The organism is Microbacterium sp. ZW T2_14 (genome assembly GCF_044987405.1).
GTDB lineage: Bacteria > Actinomycetota > Actinomycetes > Actinomycetales > Microbacteriaceae > Microbacterium.
The window spans coordinates 11,961-35,233 of sequence record NZ_JBJDRK010000032.1 but is presented as its reverse complement, the minus strand read 5'-3'; the positions used below and the strand labels follow the sequence as shown (position 1 = coordinate 35,233).

Here is a 23,273-nt window from a genome sequence, read left to right as displayed (position 1 = left end):
CGGCGCGCGGGAGCGGGGACGGATGCCACGGCCGGGCGGCGCGACCGGCGGGCTCGCTACGATCGGGGCCATGACTCAGGCGGACAACACGGTGCACACGAGATGGGCCGTGCTCGGCCCCGGAGCCATCAGCAGGGACTTCGTCGTGGGACTGCGCGCGTCGCGGTACGGCGTGCTGCACGCGGTCGGCAGCTCGTCACCCGAGCGCGCGGCGTCGTTCGCCGCCGAGCACGGTGCCGCGGCATCCGGCACCTACGACGAGATCCTGGCCCGCGACGACGTGGACGCGGTGTACGTGGGAACCGTCCACACGACCCACGCCGAGCTCGCGATCCGCGCCCTGGAGGCCGGCAAGGCCGTGCTCTGCGAGAAGCCGGCCAGCCCCGCGCTGGAGGAGGTCGAGCAGATCCTGGCGGCCGCCGAGCGCGCGCAGCGGCCCTTCCTCGAGGCGTTCAAGACGCGCTTCGGGCCGTTCGCCGATGCGCTGCGAGAGCTCGTGGCGGGTGGCGAGCTCGGCGCGCTCGAGCGCGTCGAAGGGGCCTTCGGGTTCGCGGCGCCGACACACGAGGGGCGGCTGTTCGATCCCGCGCTCGCGGGTGGGGCGATCCTCGACGTCGGCTGCTATCCGCTCGCCCTGGCGATCGACCTCGCCGCCGCGGCCGGACAGCCCCTCGACGCGCCCGCCTACCGCCGGTTCGAGGCCGAGCTCGTGTCGGGCGTCGACGGCGCGGCATCCGCCGTCATCGCGTTCGGAGACGTGACCGCGCAGATCGCGACGTCGGTGATCGAGGACCTGTCCGACACGGCCATGCTGCGGTTCGCCGCGGCCGACGTCGTGCTCCCGAACGCCTGGGGCAGCCGCACCGAGAGCCCGTCGACGTTCACCGTGCGCCGCCGTGACGGCGAGGAGCAGGTGATCGAGGTGGCCGTCGTGCAGCCCATGGCGGCCGAGGCCGATGCCTTGTCGCTCGCCCTGGCCGAGGGCCGGCTCGAAGTGCCGGAGATGCCGTGGTCGCACACGCGTGCCGCCGCGCGGGTGCTCACGGACTGGCGCGCGGCAGCACTCGCCGGCTGACCGCCCCGGGCGGCTGCCGGCAGGCGCCGGCCGACGGCACGGGAGGATGCCGCGACACCGGGTCGCGGCATCCGTATTCCGCGTGCGGAGATCTAGCCTTTCGCGCTTCCGGGCGTGCGGGGCGGGGCGGTGGAGCCGCGCACGTTGAGCGTCGGGTTCAGCACGACGCGGTGGACGGGCCGGGTCGGATCCTCGATGCGCCGCGCCAGGAGGTCGACCGCCGCGCGCCCGACCGAGTTGCGCGGCGGGCTGACCGCGGTGAGCGCCGGGGTGAACAGCTCGGCCACCTCGTCGTCGTAGGCGACGACCGACAGGTCGCCGGGCACCGAGATGCCGCGGTTGAGGGCGAGGTCGACGAAGGCCATCGCCTCGGGGTCGGAGTGCACGAGGATCGCGGTGACCGAGTTCGCCAGCGCCGCGTCGAGCGTCGCGTCGACCACGGCCGAGAAGTCCGGGCTGGTGCGCGGCGGCAGGCTCGTCTCGAAGTGATCGGACGGCGTGAGGCCGAGCTCGATGCAGGCGGCCTGCCATCCGGCGGCGATCTTGCGCGACGTCGGCGAATCCCGGGCGATGATCAGACCCACCCGGCGATGACCCAGGGCGGCGAGGTGGCGCGCGGCGAGCACCGCTCCGAGGGCGTGATCGGTGGTGACGTTCTCGACGGGGCTGCCGTCCGGCAGCACCACGGCGTCGCGCTCGACGAGCACGTTGGGCACGCCGCAGTCCGCCAGCCACTGCACCACGTCCTGCGCGTGCGGGGTGTCGGTGTTGGGCGCGACCACGAGCCCGCGCACGCCGTCGGCATGCACGAGACGGTCGAGCACCGGTCGCTCGTCCTGCAATTCGTACGAGGCGCCCCGCAGGACCACGCGCAGGCCGTGACGGGTGGCCTCGGTCTCGGCGCCGCGCACGACGCTCGGCCAGTAGAAGCTCAGCGACGGCACGAGCATCGCGATCGATCCGGCGCGAGCGGCGGAGAGCGGATGCCCCGGCTCGACGTCGTCGAAGGCGCCGGCAGCGGGAACCGCGCCGCCGTGCACGCGCACGAGCAGCCCTTCGCGCTCCATCTGCGCGAGATCCCGCCGGAGGGTCACCGGGGCGACGCCGAGTTCGTCCATCAGCTGCGCGACCCGCACCGCGCCGTCGCGCTCGAGCGTCGCCAGCACGTGCGCCCGCCGCTCGGCGGCCAGCAGTGCCGGTGTCTGGTCGGTCATCGGGCGTCCTCCGGGTTCGTCGGTTCCAGTTCTACCGTGACGGTGACGCTGTCGCGTGTCGTCACGTCCAGATCGAGCCGGGTGAGTCGAGTGCCCCACACGCTCGAGAGCACGGGGTCGTCGAGTTCGCGCACGACGAGGTCGGCCGCGATCCCCTCGGGCCAGGACATGCGCACGGGCGCCGCACCGTCGAGCGGGGTGACCACGACGGATGCCGCATCCTGGCGCACGTCGCCGGCCAGCAGCATCCGCACCTGCGTGGCACCGGCACCGTCACCTTCGCGGGCGGGGGCGTGCCCGTCGGCGCGGCGCGTTTCGTCTCGCTCGTTCCTCGCTCGCTCAACGACCGGCGAGGAGGTCCCAGCTGCGTCGTGCGTTGCTCGGTCGACGACCGAGGGCCTCCAGGATTCCTCGATCACCACGCGGCGCGTCGGCCGTTCGAGCCGTACCGAGCGCTGCCACGGGGCCGCCGCGGGGTACGCGCCGGCGAGGTCCAGTGCGAACGCGGCCACATCGTCGCCGAGTGAGACCTCGACATCGGATGCCGCGAACCCGGCGCCGGGGCTCTGCTCGACGCCGCCGATCACGGGCACGTTGTGCCAGCCGCTCTGCATCGTCCAGATGTCGTAGCGATCGGGCCCGAAGGTCTGCAGCGTGTACGTCGGACGACCGGCGTCGACGATCACGGGCACGCCGTCGGACGCGACCACGAACGAGCCCACGTCGTTGTGGTTGTGGTGCTCGCCGTTGTGTCCGCCCTTGACGGCGAGGGTCAGTCCGCGGCGCGTGCCGCCGTGCTCGCGCGCGAGCAGGACTTCGGTCGACGGCAGCCACACGTCGCGCGGGAAGGGCGACGTCGCCTCGGCCGCGTCCACCCACACCGGGTCGGTGATGCCCCGCAGCAGCCGGCCGAAGCCCTCGTGCTCGGTCGCGGCGGGGGTGCCGGCGATGCGGTGGGCTGCGGCGTGGGCCGCGGCATCCGGGTCCTGCACGCTCCGCGCCGCACGGTGCAGTGCGTGCCACGGCTGCACGGCCGAGACGCGGGCCTGCCCGTCGGCGAGGTTGAGGTACCAGTCGCCGCCGAGGTGCATCCGGTGGGGGAACGCGACGGTCTCGCGCAGCGCGGGGATGCCCGAGGCGTCGAGCACGCCGCCGGTCGCGTGGCGCACGAGGTCGAGCGCCTCGAGCGCGCGGCAGGCGCCGTTCCACCAGTACGCGTAGCCCTCGTCGATCGCACCGTCCGCCGGCAGCACCGAGACGTAGCGGTCGATGCCCTCGATCGCGAGCGCGACGATCGCCGCGCGTTCGTCGGCCTCGTCGGGCCGGTCGAGCAGACGCAGCGCCGCGAGCAGCACGTTGCCGTGGATCCAGGGGTTCCAGTTGTGCACGTCGCCGTCGAGCCCGAGCCAGTGCCAGTCGCGACGGCGCGTGAACGGCTCGAACACGCGCACGCGCGCCTCGTGACGGATACGGGAGCGGATGCCGGGGTACCGGGCTTCGAGGCGCTCGCCGAGGAGCTGGTCGACCCAGGTCAGCAGCGCGACAGCCTCGCCGGCGCCGAGGTCGAGATAGGGCGCGGTCACCGTCGGGAGCACCGAGCTCCGTTCGCGGAACGCGTCGTCGTGGGCGGGCCAGCACCAGGAGCTCTGCTCGCAGATGAGCCACACGCCGTCGAGGACGTCGGCCAGCCACTGGGCGCCGATCTCGCCGTCGTCGGCGTGGTGCGCGGCGGCGATCGCGGCGCGCGCGAGGCGGCGCTGCCGCTCGAACACGATGCTCTCCCAGCCCTCGCGGTCGCCGTCGTCGTGCAGGCGCGCGGCGGCGGTGGCCAAGGGCACGGGCCACGGGGTGGACCGGTCGGCAGCCGCCCGCGCGAGGACGTCGCGGACGGCGATCGGGTCGGCACTGCCCTGCGGACCCCAGACGTCCCTGTCTTCCGAGGCCGCGACGGGCAGTGCGTGATCGGGGGACGCGAGCAGGGTGCCGAGCGCGGCGTGGAGACCGGCGGCGCCGACGCCCGCCTGCGGGAGGTAGACGGCCGACAGCGCACCGTGGAAGGACGCTTCGGGCGACCTGTCAGGAGGCGTGTGGCAGGCTCCTGCAGCGGACCCGGGGACCGTCGGGGTGGTCAAAGGTTCCTCCTCGTTGATTCACCATGTCGGGGCGTCGTGCCGGTTCGGCCCACATTCCAGACTGAACCGATCACAAACGATCATAACGAATCTCAAACAGTCTTGCAATGAACGAATCGGGTTGATACAGTCCCAAACGTTCGCTTTCCGCTGACGCACGCGGAGAGACCCGCAGCAAGAAGACAGCGGCGAGAAGAAGGCATCGAAGGAGATCCCCGTGACGGTCCAGCAGCCCACCAGGTCGACGCGCAACGCGACGGGTGCCGGCTGGGCTGCGCGTGAGTGGACGCGGGACGAGTGGCTCGCCTGTGCAGATCTCCTGCTCGACACCGCCCGCACCTACGCGTCGCCCGGTGCCGGCCGCATCCACTTCCCGGGTGCCGAAGGCGGCTACGGCCACGCCGTGGATGGGCTCGAAGGCTTCGCCCGCACGTTCCTGCTCGCCGGGTTCCGCATCGCCGGCGCTCGCGGCGAGGGCACCGAAGAGCTCGCGGACTTCTACCGTCGCGGCATCGTCACCGGCGTCGACCAGGACGCCGACGACCGCTGGGTGCGGCTGGACGAGCACGCGCAGGCCAAGGTCGAGGCCGCGTCGCTCGCGCTCGTGCTCGACATGACGCGTCCCTGGATCTGGGACCGCCTCGACGCCCTCACGCAGGAGCGCGTGATCGCCTACCTCGCGCCCGTCGTGGGGGATTCCACCTACCCGAAGACCAACTGGCTGTGGTTCCGCCTGGTCGTGCAGACGTTCCTGCGCTCGGTCGGCGGCCCGTGGTCGGCCGAGGACGTCGCCGCCGACCTGGCACTGCATGACAGCCTCGTCCGCGAGGACGGCTGGATCTCGGACGGCTTCGAGCGCTCATACGACCACTACGTCGGCTGGGCACTGCACACGTACCCCGTGCTGTGGTCGCGCATGCAGGGCGCCGACGAGCTGGCGAACGGCCGTACCGCGGGCGACATCGTGCGTCTGGACCGCTTCCTGCAGGATGCCGTGACCCTCGTCGGCGCCGACGGCTCGCCGCTCGTGCAGGGCCGCAGCCTCATCTACCGCTTTGCGGCGGCCGCCCCGTTCTGGGTGGGCGCGATCGCGGAGGTCCCCTCCGTCCCGCTCGGGCAACTGCGGCGTGCCGCCAACGCCGTGGTCGCGCACTTCACCGAGCACGGCGCCCCCGGCGAGGACTGCGTGCTCACCATGGGCTGGCACGGCGAATGGCGTGAGCTCGCCCAGTCGTACTCGGGCCCCGGCTCGCCGTACTGGGCCGTCAAGGGCCTGCTGGGCATCTCGCTCCCCGCCGACCACCCGGTGTGGGCCGCCGAGAGCGAGCCGCTGCCGATCGAGGCCGCCGACGAGCTGCGGGCGGTGCGTCCGGCCGGCTGGGTGATCTCGGGTACGCGCGCCGACGGCATCGTCCGCATCGCGAACCACGGCACCGACCACGCCGCCGCCGGCAGCCTCGTCGGCGACTCGCCGCTGTACGCCCGCATCGGCTACTCGACCGCCGCCGGACCGCTGGCGAACCAGCGCGCGTGGGAGGAGCCGCTCGAGCAGTCGGTCGCCCTCGTCGACCCGGCCGGTCGTGCGACGCACCGTGCCGCAATGGACCTGATCGACGTGCGCGTGCAGGACGACGACGGCGGCCGCGTCGGCATCGCCGCCTCGGTCTCGCGGGCCCACTGGATCACCGTGCGTCCCTCCGCCCAGCGCCACGGCTCGGGCATCGACGGCGACGTCGAGGTCGCGGGCGTCGTCGAGGTGCACTCCCTCCTCCGCGGTCCGTGGGAGGTGCGCCTCGCGCGCGTCGACTCCCTCGAGCCCGGCATCGACGCCGCGTCGCTGCGCCTCCGCGTGGGCGGCTGGGTGCTCGCGTCCGATGAAGAGCCCTCGTCCTCAATTGAGGAGCTGCGCGCAGATGAGGGGCGAAACGCCGAACCCGGCTCCTCAACTCGGCCCTCGTCCTCAGCTGAGGAGACTGCGGTGGGGTCGAAGACCCCGGATGCCGCGGCCTGGGTGATCGCGAACGGGCTGAGCTCCGGCATCCGTCCCCTGCTCGGCGACGGCACGACCGGCATCGAGACCCGCGACGACGCCAGCCCCCTCGGGCCCATCGCCGCGGTTCCGCTCGTCGACTACCCGGTCGCACCGGGCACGTGGAGCGCCACGCTGGTCGAGCTCACCTCCGAAGACCTCGCATCGCCCGCCGATGCGGCGGCCGCCGTCGCGCTCGACGCCGACGGCGACCAGACCACCGTCACGGTCACCTGGCCGGACGGAACGGCGACCACGAGTCGCCTCGCACACCCCGGAACCGCGTCCGTCGCGAACCGGTAACCCGATGGGCCCGAAGACGGGTCCGCAATCACAAAGGAGTACCCCCAGAATGAAGCGCTCATTCGCTGCCGCGGCCGGCATCGCCGTGGTCGCAACGCTCGCTCTCGCCGGATGCAGCGGCGGCGGCGACGCGGCCGCCCCCGAGGAGTCGTCGGGCCCGGTCACCCTCTCCCTGTCCGGCTGGAGCCTCGACACCACGCCGGAGTTCCAGAAGCTCGCGGACGCGTTCCACGAGGAGAACCCCGACGTCACGATCGAGCTCAAGGGCTACGACGCGACCGAGTACAACACCCTCATCACGGCCGACCTCGCCGCCGGCTCGGGTCCCGACATCATCACGCAGAAGGAGGTCAAGTTCGTTCCCACCTTCGTGAACGGCGGCCAGCTCCTCGATGTGTCGGACGTCGAGCTGCCTGACGACATCAGCGGCGCGAAGTCGTACGAGGTCGACGGCACCGCCTACGCGGTGCCCTACCGCAACGACTCGTGGGTCCTGTACTACAACAAGGCGCTCTTCGACCAGGCCGGCGTCGAGTACCCGGACGGCTCGTGGACGTGGGACGACTACAGCGACGCCGCCGCGGCACTGACCGAGGGCATCGCCGGTGCGGGCGGCACCGCCAAGGGCGCGTACCTGCACAACTGGCAGTCGACGGTCCAGGGCTTCGCGAACGCGCAGTCGGACGGCGACATCCTCGAGGGCAAGTACGACTACATGGAGCCGTTCTACGACAACGTGCTGGCTCTGCAGGACGACGGCGACCAGCTCGACTACAACACCGCCAAGGCCAACCAGGTCACCTACCAGGGCGAGTTCGGCAAGCAGAACGCGGCCATGATGCCGATGGGCACGTGGTTCGTCGCGACGCTCATCGCCCAGCAGGCCTCGGGCGACGCGGACGACTTCGAGTGGGGCATCGCGCCCATCCCGCAGCTCGACTCCAAGACGACCGGTCTCGACAACACCCCCGTCACCTTCGGCGACCCGACCGGCTTCGGCATCAACGCCGCGATCGACAAGTCCAAGGTCGCTGCTGCCAAGGACTTCCTCGCCTTCGCCGCCGGCGAAAAGGGCGCACAGGTGCTCGCGGGCATCGGCATCACGCCGGCGCTCCTGACCGACGACGTCGTCGACACGTACTTCTCGGTCGACGGCGCACCGTCGGACGACCTGTCGAAGTTCGCGTACTCGACGCACGAGGTGCACCCGGAGAACCCGACGTCCGACAAGGCGGCGGCGATCCAGGGCATCCTCGGCGACATGCACACGGCGATCATGTCGGGCTCCAAGTCCGTCGCCGACGCCATCAAGGAGGCGCAGGACCGCGTCGCCAACGAGGTCGGCACGGACTGAGCCGCGGCTCTTCCGACCCGTTCCAGCACCCCCTCCGGCAGGCTCGCGGGCTCATCGCGAGCCTGCCGGGAGGATCCCGATTCGCGGCGCCTGAGGCGCCGACACCCGGACACCCGGTGACCGGCCCGCTCTCCGCGGGGCGGCCGGTCACCGCACCCCCGCACATCCACCCCTGGAGGTCCGCCATGGCGACCATCACTGCCACAGAGGCCGGCACCGCGCCGCCGCCCGTGCGCCGCCGGCGCTCGAAGCTGCGGCTGCGCAACACCCTCATCGGGTGGAGCTTCATCCTTCCGAACTTCCTCGGCTTCGGCCTGCTCACGCTCGTGCCGATCGTCGTGCTCTTCTACATGTCGTTCACGAACTGGAACGTCTTCGGCACCGCCAACTGGGTGGGCCTCGCGAACTTCCAGCGCCTCGTCGGCGACGGCAGCTTCCGCATCTCGGTCATCAACACGCTCTACTACTCGGCGCTGCACATCCCGCTGACGATCGTCGTCTCGCTCGGGCTCGCGCTGCTGCTCAACAACAAGCTGCGCGGTGTGGCGTTCTTCCGCACCGCCGCGTTCTTCCCCTACATCACCTCGATCGTCGCGATCGCCGTGGTGTGGAACCTGCTCTTCAGCCCCGAATACGGCCCGATCAACGAGTTCCTCCGGTTCATCGGCATCCAGAACCCTCCCGGCTGGCTGACCTCGCCCGAGTGGGCCATGCCCGCGGTCGTGATCGTCGGCACCTGGCGTGACATGGGCTACTACATGATCCTGTTCCTCGCGGGCCTGCAGACCGTGCCCCGCGAGCTGCACGAAGCGGCTCGCGTCGACGGCGCCAACGTCTGGCAGCGGTTCGTCAACGTGACGCTGCCGTGCCTTCGTCCGACGATGTTCTTCGTCACCGTGATGCTGACGATCAACTCGTTCAAGATCTTCGACCTCATCCTCGTCATGACCGACGGCGGACCGGGTCAGTCCACCCTCGTGATGTCGCAGTTCATCTACCGCAAGGGCTTCGAAGAGAGCCAGTTCGGCTACGCGTCGGCCGCCGCGGTGGCGCTGTTCTTCATGTGCATCCTCGTGACGATCGTGCAGTTCCTCTGGAACAAGAAGCGGAGCAGCTGATGGCCCAGCAAGTTGAGAAGGATGCTGCCGACCAGCTGGTCTCGGACTTCACGCCCCCGACCGCTGCGGTCCGCAACCTCCGCAAGCTCTCCGAGCCGAAGCCGCGTCGCGCGGCCGCAGGCGACAAGATGACCCCGGGCCGCCGTGTCGGCCGCATCGCGATGTACGTCGGGCTCGTCATCTTCGCGATCGCGCTGCTCGCGCCGTTCGCGTGGATGGTGCTGAGCTCGTTCAAGTCGGCCAACGAGGTGTTCTCGGTGCCGGTGAAGTGGCTCCCCGAGACGTGGGTCTGGCAGAACTACGTCGACATCTGGACCGAGTCGAACATGCTGGTGTGGATCCGCAACACGCTGTTCCTCGCCGTCGTCGTGACGTTCCTGCAGGTGCTCACCGGCTCGTTCGCCGCCTACGGCTTCGCCCGGATGCGCTTCAAGGGGCGTGACGTGCTCTTCCTGCTGTACGTGGGCACGATCGCCGTCCCGTGGCAGTCGTACATGATCCCGCAGTTCATCCTGCTGTCGAACTTCAAGGTGTCCAACACGCTGTGGGCCATCATCCTGCTGCAGGCGTTCGGCGCGTTCGGCGTGTTCCTGATGAAGCAGTTCTACGAGACGATCCCCGAGGAGCTCTCCGAGGCCGCGCGCCTGGACGGCCTCAGCGAGTACGCGATCTGGCGCAAGATCATGCTGCCGCTGTCGATCCCGGCCCTGGCCTCGCTGACCCTGCTCACCTTCGTCAACACCTGGAACGACTACCTCGGGCCGCTCATCTACCTGCGCAACCCCGACCTGTGGACGATCCAGCTGGGCCTCAAGAGCTTCGTCTCCAACCTCTTCGACACGAACTACGCGCTGCTGTTCGCAGGCCTGACGATCTCGGTCATCCCCATCGCGATCATCTTCCTGCTCGGCCAGAAGTACTTCGTCGAGGGCATCGCAACGAGCGGGCTGAAGGGCTGACACCATGAACAAGCCCCGTGCACTCAGCAGGCTGAACGGCCTGGTCTCGCACGAGACGTGGGCGTCCCTCATCGGGATGATCTACCTCGCGCTCATCGTGAACCTCCTGCTGGTCGTGGCGTGCCTGCCGATGGTGGTGCTGCTGATCACCACCGACCCGGCGTACTCGTGGCCGCTGCTCGCCCTCGCGGCGCCGCTCGCCGCGCCGGGCATCGCTGCCGCGTTCCGCGCCTTCCGCGAGCACGGCGCGGGCGGGCTCGGCCCGATCCGGGCGTTCCTCGCCGGCCTGCGCGACACCTGGCGCCACGCGCTCGTGATCGGCGCGGCCGTCACCGCGGCGATCGTGGTGCTCCTCGTGGACGTGCGGATGCTGTCGAACACCGCCGCGGCCGTCATCACGGTGCCGCTGCTCGCCGTGCTGGCGCTGGTCGCGATCGCGGTGGGCCTCGTCGCCCTCGTCGCGGTCTCGGAAGTGCCGGGCGCCCGGCTGCGAGACGTCGTGCGCGCGAGCCTCTACCTGAGCCTGCGGCGCTGGTACCTCACGGCGGTCTCGCTCGCCGCCCTCGCCGCGCAGATCGCCGTGTTCGCCACCGCACCCGCGCTGGGCCTCGGGCTCACGGCATCCGCGGCGCTGTTCTTCGCGTGGACCAACTCCCGCTACACGCTCCGACCCGTACTCGATCTCGATGAGATGGCGGCTGCGCAGGCCTGAGGCCGCGGCATCCGCGCCCGATCACGGCGCGGGACGAAGCATCCGTTCCAGACTTCTATTTCCGAAGGATTCCCTCCCATGACGTCCACCTCGCCCGCTGCGGGCACCCGAGCCACGTCCGGTGACGTGCCCGTTCCCGCCGTTCCGACGGACGCCGCCATCGCGGCCGCACTCACGACGATCCGCCGCAACATCGCGACCTTCGGGGGCGCGTACCCCGACGACACCACGGTGGACGACCGCTACCGGCTCCGCCCCGCGGAGCGCGGCATCCCGGTCGGCGGCAATCGCGGGTGGACCACCAGCTTCCGCACGGGCATGCTGTGGCTCGCGTGGGAGCTCAGCGGTGACGACGCGTACCGTGAGGCGGCGCTGGTCGACACCGGCGACTTCGAGCGCCGCGTGCGCGCCGAGGAGGACCTCGACACCCACGATCTCGGGTTCCTCTACACGCTGTCGACCGTCGCCGCGTGGCGACTGGTCGAAGACGAGGACGCGCGGCAGGCGTCCCTGCTCGCCGCCGAGCACCTGATGCGCCGCTTCCTCGAGCCCGCGGGCATCATCCAGGCGTGGGGCGACCTCTCCGACCCGGCGCAGCGTGGCCGCACGATCATCGACAGCCTCATGAACATGCCGCTGCTGACGTGGGCGCACGAGCAGACCGGCGAGGAGCGCTTCGCTGACGCCGTCACCCGCCACACCGCGCAGCTGCGCGAGCACATCCTGCGCGAGGACGACTCGACGTTCCACACGTTCTACTGGGATGCCGAGACCGGCGAGCCGCTGCGCGGCGCGACCGAGCAGGGCGCGTTCGACGAGTCGTGCTGGGCACGTGGCCAGGCGTGGGGCATCTACGGCTTCGCGATGAACTACGCGGTGACCGGCGACGAGCGCCTGCTCGAGGCATCCCGTCGCTGCACCGAGTACTTCCTGCGCCACCTGCCGGCCGACGAGGTGCCCTTCTGGGACCTGGTCTACACCGACGGCAGCGACGCGCCGCGCGACAGCTCGGCCGCCGCCATCGCGGTGTGCGGTCTGCTGGAGCTCGCCCAGGTCGAGACGGATGCCGCGCGCGCCGCCGAATGGACCGCCCGCGCGCACTCGATCCTCGCGTCGCTCGTCGCGAACTACACGCCCGCGACGCCCGAGGACTCGGACGCGCTCATCCTGCACTCGGTGTACGACCTGCCGAAGGACAACGGCGTCGACGAGGGCACGCTCTGGGGCGACTACTTCTACCTCGAGGCCCTGATGCGCGTGGCGCGCCCCGAGTGGAGGAAGTACTGGTGAGGCTCGTCACGTACGCCGGCGCGGACGGTGCGCGCCCCGCGGCCGTGGTGCCGGGCGCCGACGGCGACCGGCTGCTGGACCTCGGCGATCTCGCCGGCTCGGTCGAGGGGCTGTTGACGGATGCCGCGGCCCTGGCGGCTGCGCAGGCGCAGGTGGCGGCTGCCGACCCCGCACTGCTGCCGGTGCTCGACCAGGCGGCGCTGCGCGCCCCCGTGACGCCGGGCAAGATCCTGTGCCTCGGCTACAACTACCGGGGGCACGTGCCCGACGGGGTGGACCCGACCGCGAACGACCCCGAGTACCCGGACGTGTTCGTGAAGACGCCGAACACGCTGGCCGGCCCGAACGAGCCGGTCGTGATCCCACCGGGCGCGACCGACGTCGACTACGAGGGCGAGGTGGCGGTCGTCATCGGCCGGCGTGCGCAGCGCGTGTCGCTGGAGGACGCCCTCGACCACGTCGGCGGCTACACGATCCTCAACGACGTCTCGGACCGCGCGTGGCAGCGGCGGCAGAGCCAATGGGCGCTCGGCAAGTGCTCCGACGGCTTCGCACCGCTCGGCCCCTGGGTCGTCACACCGGATGAGGTGGGCGATCCGCAGGACCTCCTCGTCGAGGTCGTCCGCGACGGCGTCGTCACCGTGTCGCAGTCGACATCGACCACCATCTTCAGCGTGGCGTACGTCATCCATCACCTCAGCCAGGTGCTGACGCTCGAGCCGGGCGATATCGTCTCGACGGGAACCCCGCAGAAGCTGCCCGCCGCCCAGGACGCCCACCGCCCGCTCGCCGACGGCGACGCGGTCACGGTGCGGATCTCGGGCATCGGCGAGCTCACCACCCGATTCGTCGCCGCACCGACCGCCACCGACCAGGAGCCTTCCGCATGATCCTCGATACGTTCCGCCTCGACGGCAAGGTCGCGCTCGTCACCGGCTCGAGCCGCGGCCTCGGCCAGGGTGCCGCCGTCGCGCTGGCCGAAGCAGGCGCCGACGTCGCGCTGCTCGACCGCGGCGACGCGTCGGCCACCGCCGAGCTCATCGCGGCGACCGGTCGCCGGGTGCACCGCATCCAGCGGGATCTCGTCTCGGCCTCGGCCGACGACTTCGCTTCGGCGGTCGACGAGGTGCTCGCCGAACTCGGCGGTCTGGACATCCTCGTCAACAACGCCGGCACCATCCGCCGTGCGCCCGCCGCGGAGTACCCGGCCGGCGACTGGGACGACGTGCTCGCGGTCAACCTCGACGCCGTGTTCCACCTGTCGCAGGCGGCCGGCCGCCACATGCTCGCGCAGGGGAGCGGGCGCATCATCAACGTCGCGTCGATGCTGTCGTTCCAGGGCGGCATTCTCGTTCCGGCATACACCGCGTCCAAGCACGCCGTCGCAGGCCTCACGAAGGCGCTCGCGAACGAGTGGGCGGCCGCCGGCGTCACGGTCAACGCCGTGGCCCCCGGCTACATGGCGACCGACAACACCGCGCCGCTGCGTGCTGACGAGGACCGCGCCGCGTCGATCCTCTCGCGCATCCCCGCAGGACGCTGGGGCGAGGCATCCGATCTGCAGGGTGTGTTCGTGTTCCTCGCCTCGGACGCCGCCGCCTACGTGACCGGCGCCGTCATCCCCGTCGACGGCGGCTGGCTCGTCCGCTGACACCCGCGTCGACCCGCGCCGCCGACCGCTTCAGAGATCCACGCAGAACCAGGAGAGAACCGTGACCCAGACGAACATCCCGCAGCGCTACGCGACCAACCCCGCCCAGATCCCGGGCATGACGACGCAGGACCTGCGCGACACGTATCTCATCCCCGACGTCTTCGTGCCGGGCGAGATCCATCTGACCTACACGCACCACGACCGCATCGTGCTGGGCGGTGCCGTGCCCGCGGGTGGCGTGCTCGAGCTCGGCGGCTACCCCGAGATCCGCAGCGACTACTTCCTCGAGCACCGCGAGGTCGGCATCATCAACGTCGGCGGCACCGGCACCGTCACGGCCGACGGTGAGGTCTACACGCTCGTCAAGGGCGCCTGCCTGTACCTCGGCCGCGGCATCCGCTCCGTGTCGTTCGCCGACGCCGCCGACGAGGGTGCGCAGTTCTACCTCTTCTCGGCGCCGGCGCACACCGCCTACCCGGCTGCGCTCGTGTCGCCGGGCGAGGGCACCGTGCGCGAGCTCGGCGACCAGCTCACGTCGAACCGCCGCACGCTCAACCAGTACATCCACGAGAACGGCGTGAAGAGCTGCCAGATCGTGATGGGCGTCACCGAGCTGCACCCCGGCTCGATGTGGAACACCATGCCGGCGCACACGCACGACCGCCGCACCGAGTGCTACCTCTACTTCGACCTGCCGGAGGACGCCCGCGTCATCCACCTCATGGGCGAGCGCGAAGAGACGCGCCACCTCGTGATCGCCGACCGTCAGGCCGTCATCTCGCCGTCGTGGTCGCTGCACTCGGGCGTCGGCACGTCGTCGTACACGTTCATCTGGGCGATGGCCGGAGAGAACCAGGCCTTCGACGACATGGACGCCGCGCCGGTCACCGACCTGCGATGACGCCCGCCGCTGGCCGGAGCGCGTCGTGCGGAACTCGGGGATCCGCCGAAACCCGGACGGATGCGCCGCAGGCGTCCGAATTACGCGCGATCTCCGAATCTGGTGAGGTGACGGATGCCGCGGCCTGACTACGCTGGCGGGATGCCCCGCACTCTGCTCGCGATCGGCGAGACGATGGCGATGGTGACGCCCGTCGTCGCGACGCCCGTGACGGACGCCGACGCGTTCCTGCTCGACGCGGGCGGCGCGGAGTCCAACGTCGCCGCCCACGTGGCGGCGCTCGGCCACCGCTCCGTCTGGTTCAGCCGCCTGGGCGACGACGCGCTCGGCCGCCGCGTCGCGCGTCAGCTGACCGCGCGGGGTGTCGACGTGTCCCGGGTGGTGTTCGATGACGCCCACCCGACCGGGCTGTACGTGAAGGACCCGGGCAACGGTGTGCTCTACTACCGTCGCGGCTCCGCAGCCGCGCACCTGAGCGACGCCGACGCCGATGCGGTGTCGTTCGACGGCGTCGATCTGCTGCACGTGTCGGGCATCACGGCGGCCATCTCGGCATCCGCGTCGTCGTTCCTCTCGCGCGTCATGGCGCGCGCTCGCGAGAACGGCGTTCCGGTGTCGTTCGACGTCAACCACCGTGCGCCGCTGTGGGATGCCGAGACCGCCGCCCCGGTGCTGCTCGAGCTCGCTCGCAGCGCCGACATCGTGCTCGTCGGCCGCGACGAGGCCGAGACCCTGTGGGGGACGGCCACCGCAGCCCAGGTGCGGGCGCTGCTGCCCGACGTCGCTGAGCTCATCGTCAAGGACGGCGACATCGGCGCGACCGCGTTCGTCGGCACCGACGAGGTGTTCGAGCCGGCCCTGGTCGTCGAGGTCGTCGAGGCCGTCGGCGCCGGGGACGCGTTCGCCGGCGGCTACCTCGGGGGACGTCTCTCCGACGCCCCCGTGCCCGACCGGCTGCGCGCGGGGCACGCGCGCGCCGCACGCACCCTGCAGACCACCACCGACTCGATCGACGAGCCTGCGCCTCCCGCGCGGGCCCCCGGCATCCCGACATGATCGGTTCGGGGCGCATTCCGCACGTTCGGGGCGCGCGCCGCGCGCCCCGTATGCGCGCGACACGCCCCGAAACCGAGACCACCATCGACCTCTTCCGCAGAAGGACACACTCATGACGACCACGATGGATGCCGCGAACGGCGGCGACTGGTTCGAGACGGCGTTCGCCGGGGCGCCGCTCATGGCCATCCTGCGAGGCATGGGCGTCGAGCGTTCGGCGCGTCTGTCGCAGACGGCGTGGGACCTCGGCATCGACTCCGTCGAGGTGCCGCTGCAGACCGAGGAGGACGAGCGCGCGCTGCGCGAGGTCGTGAGCCTCGCCGCCGCTCGTGGCAAGAGCGTCGGCGCGGGCACCATCATCACGGCCGAGCAGGTGGCGCTGGCCGCGGACGCCGGCGCGGCCTACCTCGTCTCGCCGGGGCTCGATCCGGTCGTGGTGCGGGCGGCGCAGGATGCCGGCATCCCGATCCTTCCCGGCGTCGCGACGCCCAGCGAGGTGCAGCTGGCGGTCTCGCTCGGGCTCACGTGGCTCAAGGCGTTCCCGGCCACCTGGCTCGGCACCGGCTGGTTCTCGCACATCCGCGGCCCGTTCCCGCAGGTGCGCTTCGTCGCCACCGGTGGCCTGAACGCGTCGAACGTCGAGGAGTTCCTCGACGCCGGCGTCCGCGTCGCCGCGGTCGGCTCGGCGCTCGAGGACGCCGCGCAGCTCGAGCGCCTCGCCGAGGTGCTCCGGACGCGCGCGGCCGCCCGATGACGGCGGCTGACGCCCGCTCGTTCGCGATCGGCGAGTCCGACTTCCTCCTCGACGGCGAGCCGTTCCGGGTGCTGGCCGGGGCTCTGCACTACTTCCGCGTGCACCCCGGACAGTGGGCCGACCGCATCCGCAAGGCGCGGCTGATGGGGCTCAACACCATCGAGACATACGTCGCGTGGAACGCCCACGAACAGGTGCGCGGCGAGTGGGACGCGACAGGCTGGAACGACCTGGGTGCCTTCCTGGATCTCGTCGCGGCCGAGGGGATGCATGCCATCGTGCGGCCGGGGCCCTACATATGCGCCGAATGGCATAACGGTGGTCTGCCGGTGTGGCTGACCGGGATGCCCGGCATCGGGCTGCGCCGCTCCGAGCCGCTCTACCTCGCCGAGGTGACCGCGTATCTGCAGCGGGTCTACGACATCGTCGCTCCCCGCCAGATTCATCGCGGAGGGCCGGTCGTCCTCGTCCAGATCGAGAACGAGTACGGGGCGTACGGCAATGACAGCGCGTATCTCGAGCATCTCGTCCGCGTGACGAAGGATGCCGGCATCACGGTGCCGCTGACGACCATCGACCAGCCGACCGACCAGATGCTGAGCGACGGGAGCGTCGCCGGGGTGCACATGACCGGCTCGTTCGGCTCCCGCGCCACGGAGCGGCTCGCGACTCTGCGCCGCCATCAGCCCACCGGACCCCTCATGTGCGCAGAGTTCTGGGACGGCTGGTTCGACTGGTGGGGAAACGCCCACCACACGACGCCCGCGGCGGCATCGGCCGCCGAACTCGACGCGCTGCTCGGGGCCGGGGCATCCGTGAGCTTCTACATGTTCCACGGCGGCACCAACTTCGGCCTCACCAATGGTGCCAACGACAAGGGCCGCTACCTGCCGATCGTGACGTCGTACGACTACGACGCTCCGCTCGACGAGCGGGGCGACCCGACCGACAAGTACTTCGCGTTCCGTGACGTGATCGCCAGATACGCGCCCGTGCCCGACGAGGTGCCCGAGGTCAGCGGCGCGGCTCCCGTGTTCGAGGTCCCGCTCACGGCTGTCGCGGCGCCGGGCACCTCGGCCGCGTCGGCGGAGGTGCGTCACGAGGCTCCGCCGAGCTTCGAGGAGCTCGGGCACCTCAGTGCGCTCGTCTCCTACGAGGCTGAGCTTCCCGGCGGTCGCGGCGGCGTCCTGCGCTTCGGCGAGGTACGCGATCATGCGTGGGTGTCGGTCGACGGGGTGTCGGTCGGCACGCTGTCGCGCACGCGCCACGAGGATGCCCTCGTCGTGCCCGAGGGGCGCCGCGTCCGGGTGCTCGTCGAGGAGCAGGGCCGGGTCAACTACGACACGCGTCTGGGTGAGTCGAAGGGCCTCGTGGGCTCGGTGACCCTCGACGGTGTGCAGGTCAGCGGCTGGACGGCGACGCCGATCGACGTCGCCGTGTGGGGTCGGGCGGTCGCGGATGCCGCGGCTCCGTCCTCGGACGCGGCCGGCACGACGGTGGCACCCTTCCTGCTGCGCGGGTCGTTCCCACTCGAATCTCCCGCCGATCTGTTCCTCGACACCGCAGGGTGGGGCAAGGGCTACGCGCTCGTGAACGGCTTCCTGCTCGGCAGGTACTGGAGCAGCGGCCCCCAGCGGACGCTGTACGTGCCGGCCGCTGCGGTGCGCGCGGGAGAGAACTCGATCGTCGTGATCGAGCTGGATCGCGTCACCGACCCCGTCGCCCGCTTCGTCGCCGAGCCCGAGCTCGGCCCGCGCGAGGAGTAGCCGCAGGGACCGGCTGCCGGTGACGTCGCGTGTTCGGCACGAGGCGCGTTCGCGGTGGGTGACGAGGAGCCGTCCCGCCGCCTCAGGGTCCTGACGTCATGGATGGCGCGTCGAGTGGTTGAGCGCCGCCGCGCTTCCGACGGGGTTGTCGTGGGTCGCGCGGGGGCTGGTTGACTGGGCGGATGCCTCTCGCACGTGACGCCCGGGTCGCCGTCTGCGGACCCGCTTCTTGGAACCACCTGATCCTCCTCGATCGGCTCCCCGAGCCGGTGCCGCACATGCAGTTCGCCGCCGGTGATCTGCACACGGTGGGGGGCACCTCCGCGGGCAAGGCTCTCCACCTCGCGGACCTCGGTGTCGACGTCACGCTGCACGCCTTCCTGGGCGCCGACGAGGATGGCCGCCGGATCGCGGACGCACTGACGGCCGCGGGGGTGGTGGTGGAGACGTACCCCTCGGAGCGCACCGAACGTCACGCGAACCTCATGACACCGGCGGGGGAGCGGGTGAGCCTCTACCTCGCGACGCCGAGTGAGGCATCCGTCGACGACCTTGAGCGGATCGCGACCGCTGTCGCTGCGGCCGATGTCGCGGTCGTCGACCTCAGCGCGGCGGGCGCCGCGCTCGTCGAGAGCCGGCTCGCCGGTGCGGAAGGTGCCCCGATCTGGACCGACCTGCACGATTACGACGGATCGGCGGAGTTCCACGAGCCGTTCCTGCGCGCCGCCGATGTCGTGTTCATGAACGACGACGCGACGGACGATCCGTGGGCGCTGATGCAGAGCTGCCTCGACCGGGGACCTCGGCTGGCCGTCTGCACACTCGGCGCGCGCGGGGCCGTGGCGCTCGCCGCCTCGGGGGAGCGTGCCACCATCGCCGCGGAGCCGGTCACGGTGGTCGACACCAACGGTGCGGGCGATGCGTTCTTCGCCGGCTTCCTTGCCGCGTCACTCGTCGGCACGGATCTGAACGGATGCCTCGCCGCCGGCGCCCGTCAGGCGGTCGTCGCCCTGTCGTCCGAGCACCTGCACCCCGCTGTCGCCGGCAGCGAAGGTGCGGGCGTCACCAACGCGCTTCGGTGATGACGGCAGGCCGCGCTGAGGCGTCGTAGACCCGGACCCACTCGGGGCGCACCACGACGACGGCGAAGTCCTGATCGAGCGCCCGCGAGCCCGGGAACTGCTCGTTGTACGCCGCACCGTGCCGTTCGCGCGATGCGCCTGACGCGATGGTGGCGACGCCTTCGACCTGCACCGTCACGTCGCCGTCCGTGCCGATGACGACGGCGACCCGGCCGTTCTGGCTCAGGTTGTGGATCTTGCGGGAGTCGTCGGCGGTATCGAAGATCAGCGTCCCGTCGTCGAGCGCCGCGACTCCGACGAGCGCAGCCTCGGGTACGCCGAACGGTGCGACGGTGGCAACGACGGCGCGGCGCTGCCTTCGAACGAAGGCGACGAACGCGGCGGAGTCGCTGGGGTCGAAGCTCACCGGTTCACAGTAACGGCGGTCGTCGGCCGCGGGGACGTCTGGTGAGACGCGCGGCAGCGACGGGGTGATCACCTGCCCGTGTTGACGGCGAGGATCGCGCGCTTCTCGGCGTCGGTGAGGTCCGACAGGGCCAGCACGTCCTGAAGCACGGGTGACTTGAGGGCGAGGTATTGCTCGATGTTCATCGTCGGATCGCGGGCGAGCTCGGTCTTGATGGCGCCGTAGCGGTCTCGAAGGTCCGGTCGCTCGCGAAGGATCGCGCGCACCGCGAGGTGGTTGCGCAGGTGCAGCGTGCCCTCGACGCAGACGTAGACGTTGCGCCGGGGATCGTCGTCGGGTGCGGCCATGGACTCGCGGTCGGCCACGCCGAGGTCGCCGCGATGCGTGTAGCCGGCGGCGACCAGCGCCGTGATCGTGGCCGGGAGATCCTCTCGCCGCACGACGACATCGATGTCGATGACGGGCTTGGCCGCCAGTCCCGGCACCGAGGTGGAGCCGACGTGCTCGATCGAGAGCACCGGAACATCTCCCAGCGCTCTCTCCAGGTCCCCAGCCACACGCGCGAACTGCTCCGGCCACTCCCTCGAGTACGGCACGACGGTGATACCCATGGCGACCAGCTTCGCACCCCGGTCCGAGGGACACGTGTTCGCGTCTTGCCCTGGCCTCCCCGCGGATGCAATCCGGCACAGCCTCGGCCCTTCGCTCCCTGGATCGAACGGGGGATGCGTAACGGCGCCGGGATTCCGCCTCGCACCCCGGTCCGAGGGCACGCGTTCGTCCTCTTGCCCTTGCATCCCCGCGCAGGCAGATCCAGCACGCCGTCGACTCTTCGCTCCCTGGATCGCGGGGGATGCGCAATGGCGCCGCAACTCCGCTTCGCCCCCGAACTAGCGGGGCGTTCGCAACGGCGCCGCGACTCCGCTTCGCTCCCGAACCAACGGGGGGTCGCAACGGCGCCGCGACTCCGCTTCGCCCCCAACTAACAGGGGATGCGCAACGGCGCCGCGATGCCTCCCTCCGTCTCTGCCTTCCCTGCCCCTCATGCGGCGCCGAAGCGTCGCGGCGACTTCGACCTGAGCATGATCGGATCGCGGATCTCGCCCGTCACCGGGTCGGGCGGCGGATGGAGCCGATACGTGTCGGTCGCGTCGATCGGATCTCGGTCGCGGCTGATGCGCCATCGCTGGTTGTGCAGGCGCAGATGGCAGTTGCGGCACAGAGGAACGCCGTCGTCTACGTCGGTGCGGCCGTGGTGATCCCACCAATGGTCGATGTGGTGGTACTCGCACTGCGAGATCGGCGCGCTGCACGATGGCCACACGCATCCGCCGTCGCGCGCGGCTATCGCGATCCGCTGCGAGCGACTGAACAATCGCAACTCGCGACCGACATCGAGCGGCCGACCGTCGGCATCCCAGACCACCGGGATCGCGCCCGCATCGCACAGGCGAGCCTCGACGACCCCACCGGGCAGGGCGTGTCCGCCATCCTCGAGATGACCGACCCCGGTCACGCGCGCCTCTCCGCGCCGGCCGATGGAGCTGATCGCACCCGACTCGACGAGGATCCGCACGCCAGGTTGCCGATCGCCGAATGCCTGCTGCGGGTCGGCGTCGGCACCGGTGCGAAGCACGGCCATGATCGTGTCGTACTGCAGCTGCTCGTTCGTCCGCTGGTCAGCCTCGGCCTCGCGCGCCTTCTCAGCGGCACCCACGCCGACGAACCGAGGCCCACGACGCGGCCGCAGGGCAGCCTGAAGGAGCGCGTCCACCCATGCGCCCGCCTCATCGTCGAACAGGATGTGGGCGTGGTACTGACCGCTCTCGTCGATCCACCGGCGGAAGGAGCGCGGCGAACCGCTCCTCGAACCGCAGCGTCACGCCCACGGGATCGAGGCGGTCGCGGGCGATGCGCGCCTGGTGGCGCAGGTCTTCCACCGCCAGCGTCGCCGCTTCGTCGAGCAGCAGTCGCACGGCCCGCGTCCACGCCTGCGGCAGGAACTCCGCGTCCAGCTCGGGATAGTGCTCGACGGGAGGCTCGCCGAGACCGGAGCGGATGGCGTGGAACTGCGCCTGTGAAAGCGCGCCTGCCGCGAGGGCACCCCGAACCAGTTGCAGCCACTCGGGCACCTCCGGCGGCGGCGCGACCGCGGTCTGGGGAGCGGCATCCGCTCCTGATCCGACCGGTTCGGCCGAAACCGCGACCGTGGGCGCGAGCTCTTCGCCCGCACGCACCGCCCGAGCGACGTCACCGCGCCCGAGGCCGGTGATCTGCTGCACGAGCGCCGTGCCCGTGCGCAATCCCCTGCGTTGCGCGAGCCCGCCGTACCCCCGGTCGCGCCCCGATCGCCGGGACACCTCCGCAGACGCACTCGCCACGACGAGCTCCAGGGCCTTGCGAGCCTCCGTCGTATCGCTGAGCAGCTCGAGCAGCTGGTCGTCATCGAGCCTCTCGACCCCTATCCCGTCGGCGCCGAGCCGCCGCGCGACGCGGGCGACGGCATCCGTCAACCGCATCGCCGGAGGCGTCGACACCCAGAAGCTCATAGAACAAAGATACGAATGCCCTCCGACATTGCCGCGCTTCCGGTCTCGACGCCACCGCAGGTCGCGCCTACGCTCGTGCCTGTGGTGGACCCGATGCACTTCGAGGCGAGCGCCGATACCTATGCCGAAGCTCGGCCGCCATACCCCGCCGAGCTGTGGCAGCGGCTGCGGACGCTCGGACTCCTGCGGCCGGGAAGTCGCGCGCTCGATCTGGGTGCCGGGACCGGCCAGGCGACCGGTCCGCTGCTGGGTGCGGGCCTGCACGTCACCGCGATCGAGCCGGGTCCGCGCCTCGCAGGCCTCCTGCATGCAGCCCACCCCGCCGCCGACGTGCGCCTCTGCCGAGCGGAAGACATGCAGTTCGCCGCCTCGAGCTTCGACCTCGTCGTCGCAGCGACCTCGATTCACTGGATGAACCTCGACATCCTCCTACCGAACCTATATACGATACTTAACTCAAACGGCCGCTTCGCCGTGTGGCGCAACGTCTTCGGCGACCCGGACGCCGAGCCCACGCCGTTTCGCGCGCGGATCACCGAGATCGTCGACGCTCGTCGGGCGCCGCCGCGCCCTGGCCCGCCGGCGGAGGACCTCGATGCGACGATCGAGGCTCTGACTGCTTCGGGCTTGTTCCGGGTGACGGATGCCTCGACCTACCGGTGGACGCTCGAGCTCGACGCGGCGGCGATCGGGCGTCTTTTCCGCACGTTCAGCGACTGGTCCGCCGGCGAGGTGGAGCAGGCGGTCGCCGCCGTGAACGAGTTGGGTGGCATCGTCACCGAGCACTACTCGTCGTGGCTGGTGGTGCTGGCCCCGAGCGAGCAACCACCCGTGCCTTGAGGCAACCACCCGCACCCTGAGACCGGAGTGATCACCGTGCGGGCTCCGCGGCCCGGTGGCCCACCTCATCCGCGCCGCG

General features: G+C 71.1%; 21 protein-coding genes. 15 read left to right on the top strand and 6 right to left on the bottom strand.

Annotation, left to right across the window (positions count from 1 at the left end; genetic code table 11):
- Window positions 1-70 precede the first annotated feature (70 nt).
- Complete coding sequence (locus tag ACI3KY_RS12115; protein WP_404930423.1) at window positions 71-1,075, top strand: Gfo/Idh/MocA family protein; 1,005 nt, start codon at window positions 71-73, stop codon at window positions 1,073-1,075.
- A 92-nt stretch (window positions 1,076-1,167) separates the two neighbouring features.
- Here ACI3KY_RS12115 and ACI3KY_RS12110 read toward each other — a convergent pair whose 3' ends face one another.
- Both ACI3KY_RS12110 and ACI3KY_RS12105 read right to left on the bottom strand, forming a co-directional pair.
- Entirely contained in the window at window positions 1,168-2,289 is a 1,122-nt protein-coding gene (locus tag ACI3KY_RS12110; protein ID WP_404930422.1) for a substrate-binding domain-containing protein, read from the bottom strand.
- Complete coding sequence (locus ACI3KY_RS12105) at window positions 2,286-4,421, bottom strand: heparinase II/III family protein (protein ID WP_404930421.1); 2,136 nt, start codon at window positions 4,419-4,421, stop codon at window positions 2,286-2,288. Before ACI3KY_RS12105 ends, ACI3KY_RS12110 begins: the two co-directional genes overlap by 4 nt.
- 217 nt (window positions 4,422-4,638) lie before the next feature.
- Here ACI3KY_RS12105 and ACI3KY_RS12100 point away from each other — a divergent pair, with 217 nt between their 5' ends.
- The 13 genes from ACI3KY_RS12100 (at window position 4,639) to ACI3KY_RS12040 (ending at window position 19,399) form a co-directional block, all read left to right on the top strand.
- Entirely contained in the window at window positions 4,639-6,753 is a 2,115-nt protein-coding gene (locus ACI3KY_RS12100; protein ID WP_404930420.1) for a DUF2264 domain-containing protein, read from the top strand.
- Window positions 6,754-6,802: 49 nt separating this feature from the next.
- Window positions 6,803-8,107, top strand: coding sequence for an ABC transporter substrate-binding protein (locus ACI3KY_RS12095; protein ID WP_404930419.1), 1,305 nt, complete (start codon window positions 6,803-6,805; stop codon window positions 8,105-8,107).
- A gap of 185 nt (window positions 8,108-8,292) precedes the next feature.
- Window positions 8,293-9,225 carry a carbohydrate ABC transporter permease gene (locus tag ACI3KY_RS12090; protein WP_404930418.1) on the top strand — a complete coding sequence of 311 codons (933 nt, stop codon included), beginning with the start codon at window positions 8,293-8,295 and terminating at the stop codon, window positions 9,223-9,225.
- Complete coding sequence (locus tag ACI3KY_RS12085; RefSeq protein ID WP_404930437.1) at window positions 9,222-10,184, top strand: carbohydrate ABC transporter permease; 963 nt, start codon at window positions 9,222-9,224, stop codon at window positions 10,182-10,184. Before ACI3KY_RS12090 ends, ACI3KY_RS12085 begins: the two co-directional genes overlap by 4 nt.
- A gap of 4 nt (window positions 10,185-10,188) precedes the next feature.
- On the top strand, window positions 10,189-10,896 hold the full coding sequence (locus ACI3KY_RS12080; protein WP_404930417.1) for a ferredoxin-NADPH reductase: 708 nt from the start codon (window positions 10,189-10,191) through the stop codon (window positions 10,894-10,896).
- 78 nt (window positions 10,897-10,974) lie between these two features.
- Window positions 10,975-12,186: a glycoside hydrolase family 88 protein gene (locus tag ACI3KY_RS12075; protein ID WP_404930416.1), complete on the top strand. Its 1,212-nt coding sequence runs from the start codon at window positions 10,975-10,977 to the stop codon at window positions 12,184-12,186.
- On the top strand, window positions 12,183-13,076 hold the full coding sequence (locus tag ACI3KY_RS12070; protein WP_404930415.1) for a fumarylacetoacetate hydrolase family protein: 894 nt from the start codon (window positions 12,183-12,185) through the stop codon (window positions 13,074-13,076). The genes ACI3KY_RS12075 and ACI3KY_RS12070 overlap by 4 nt, the downstream gene beginning before the upstream one ends.
- Window positions 13,073-13,837, top strand: a complete 765-nt coding sequence (kduD, locus tag ACI3KY_RS12065; protein ID WP_404930414.1) for a 2-dehydro-3-deoxy-D-gluconate 5-dehydrogenase KduD — start codon at window positions 13,073-13,075, stop codon at window positions 13,835-13,837. The genes ACI3KY_RS12070 and kduD overlap by 4 nt, the downstream gene beginning before the upstream one ends.
- 61 nt (window positions 13,838-13,898) lie before the next feature.
- Complete coding sequence (kduI, locus tag ACI3KY_RS12060; RefSeq protein ID WP_404930413.1) at window positions 13,899-14,741, top strand: 5-dehydro-4-deoxy-D-glucuronate isomerase; 843 nt, start codon at window positions 13,899-13,901, stop codon at window positions 14,739-14,741.
- Window positions 14,742-14,882: 141 nt separating this feature from the next.
- Entirely contained in the window at window positions 14,883-15,797 is a 915-nt protein-coding gene (locus tag ACI3KY_RS12055) for a sugar kinase (protein WP_404930412.1), read from the top strand.
- 112 nt (window positions 15,798-15,909) lie between these two features.
- Window positions 15,910-16,551: a bifunctional 4-hydroxy-2-oxoglutarate aldolase/2-dehydro-3-deoxy-phosphogluconate aldolase gene (locus ACI3KY_RS12050; RefSeq protein WP_404930411.1), complete on the top strand. Its 642-nt coding sequence runs from the start codon at window positions 15,910-15,912 to the stop codon at window positions 16,549-16,551.
- Entirely contained in the window at window positions 16,548-18,317 is a 1,770-nt protein-coding gene (locus ACI3KY_RS12045) for a glycoside hydrolase family 35 protein (protein ID WP_404930410.1), read from the top strand. Before ACI3KY_RS12050 ends, ACI3KY_RS12045 begins: the two co-directional genes overlap by 4 nt.
- 182 nt (window positions 18,318-18,499) lie before the next feature.
- Window positions 18,500-19,399: a carbohydrate kinase family protein gene (locus ACI3KY_RS12040; protein WP_404930409.1), complete on the top strand. Its 900-nt coding sequence runs from the start codon at window positions 18,500-18,502 to the stop codon at window positions 19,397-19,399.
- On the opposite strand, the gene ACI3KY_RS12035 is transcribed toward ACI3KY_RS12040, so the two are convergent.
- From ACI3KY_RS12035 to ACI3KY_RS12020, 4 genes are all read right to left on the bottom strand, one after another.
- Window positions 19,380-19,805, bottom strand: a complete 426-nt coding sequence (locus tag ACI3KY_RS12035) for a pyridoxamine 5'-phosphate oxidase family protein (protein WP_404930408.1) — start codon at window positions 19,803-19,805, stop codon at window positions 19,380-19,382. The two genes, ACI3KY_RS12040 and ACI3KY_RS12035, sit on opposite strands and share 20 nt — an antisense overlap.
- Before the next feature lie 68 nt (window positions 19,806-19,873).
- Window positions 19,874-20,416, bottom strand: coding sequence for a GrpB family protein (locus ACI3KY_RS12030; protein WP_404930407.1), 543 nt, complete (start codon window positions 20,414-20,416; stop codon window positions 19,874-19,876).
- Window positions 20,417-20,847: 431 nt separating this feature from the next.
- Window positions 20,848-21,579 carry a DUF222 domain-containing protein gene (locus ACI3KY_RS12025; protein ID WP_404930406.1) on the bottom strand — a complete coding sequence of 244 codons (732 nt, stop codon included), beginning with the start codon at window positions 21,577-21,579 and terminating at the stop codon, window positions 20,848-20,850.
- A 13-nt stretch (window positions 21,580-21,592) separates the two neighbouring features.
- The gene (locus ACI3KY_RS12020) at window positions 21,593-22,354 is read right to left on the bottom strand and encodes a hypothetical protein (protein ID WP_404930405.1); all 762 of its coding nucleotides are present in this window, start codon (window positions 22,352-22,354) and stop codon (window positions 21,593-21,595) included.
- 15 nt (window positions 22,355-22,369) lie between these two features.
- Between ACI3KY_RS12020 and ACI3KY_RS12015 the strand changes: the two genes are divergently transcribed.
- Window positions 22,370-23,194 (top strand): class I SAM-dependent methyltransferase, encoded by an 825-nt coding sequence (locus ACI3KY_RS12015; RefSeq protein WP_404930404.1) that lies wholly within the window; start codon window positions 22,370-22,372, stop codon window positions 23,192-23,194.
- Window positions 23,195-23,273: the final 79 nt, after the last annotated feature.

Bases quoted from the DNA above. Each gene is read 5' to 3' on its own strand.
- ACI3KY_RS12115 (WP_404930423.1), top strand. From the start codon at position 71: ATGACTCAGGCGGACAACACGGTGCACACGAGATGGGCCGTGCTCGGC.
- ACI3KY_RS12110 (WP_404930422.1), bottom strand. From the start codon at position 2,289: ATGACCGACCAGACACCGGCACTGCTGGCCGCCGAGCGGCGGGCGCAC.
- ACI3KY_RS12095 (WP_404930419.1), top strand. From the start codon at position 6,803: ATGAAGCGCTCATTCGCTGCCGCGGCCGGCATCGCCGTGGTCGCAACG.
- ACI3KY_RS12090 (WP_404930418.1), top strand. From the start codon at position 8,293: ATGGCGACCATCACTGCCACAGAGGCCGGCACCGCGCCGCCGCCCGTG.
- ACI3KY_RS12080 (WP_404930417.1), top strand. From the start codon at position 10,189: ATGAACAAGCCCCGTGCACTCAGCAGGCTGAACGGCCTGGTCTCGCAC.
- ACI3KY_RS12075 (WP_404930416.1), top strand. From the start codon at position 10,975: ATGACGTCCACCTCGCCCGCTGCGGGCACCCGAGCCACGTCCGGTGAC.
- kduD (WP_404930414.1), top strand. From the start codon at position 13,073: ATGATCCTCGATACGTTCCGCCTCGACGGCAAGGTCGCGCTCGTCACC.
- ACI3KY_RS12055 (WP_404930412.1), top strand. From the start codon at position 14,883: ATGCCCCGCACTCTGCTCGCGATCGGCGAGACGATGGCGATGGTGACG.
- ACI3KY_RS12050 (WP_404930411.1), top strand. From the start codon at position 15,910: ATGACGACCACGATGGATGCCGCGAACGGCGGCGACTGGTTCGAGACG.
- ACI3KY_RS12045 (WP_404930410.1), top strand. From the start codon at position 16,548: ATGACGGCGGCTGACGCCCGCTCGTTCGCGATCGGCGAGTCCGACTTC.
- ACI3KY_RS12040 (WP_404930409.1), top strand. From the start codon at position 18,500: ATGCCTCTCGCACGTGACGCCCGGGTCGCCGTCTGCGGACCCGCTTCT.
- ACI3KY_RS12030 (WP_404930407.1), bottom strand. From the start codon at position 20,416: ATGGGTATCACCGTCGTGCCGTACTCGAGGGAGTGGCCGGAGCAGTTC.
- ACI3KY_RS12020 (WP_404930405.1), bottom strand. From the start codon at position 22,354: ATGAGCTTCTGGGTGTCGACGCCTCCGGCGATGCGGTTGACGGATGCC.
- ACI3KY_RS12015 (WP_404930404.1), top strand. From the start codon at position 22,370: ATGCCCTCCGACATTGCCGCGCTTCCGGTCTCGACGCCACCGCAGGTC.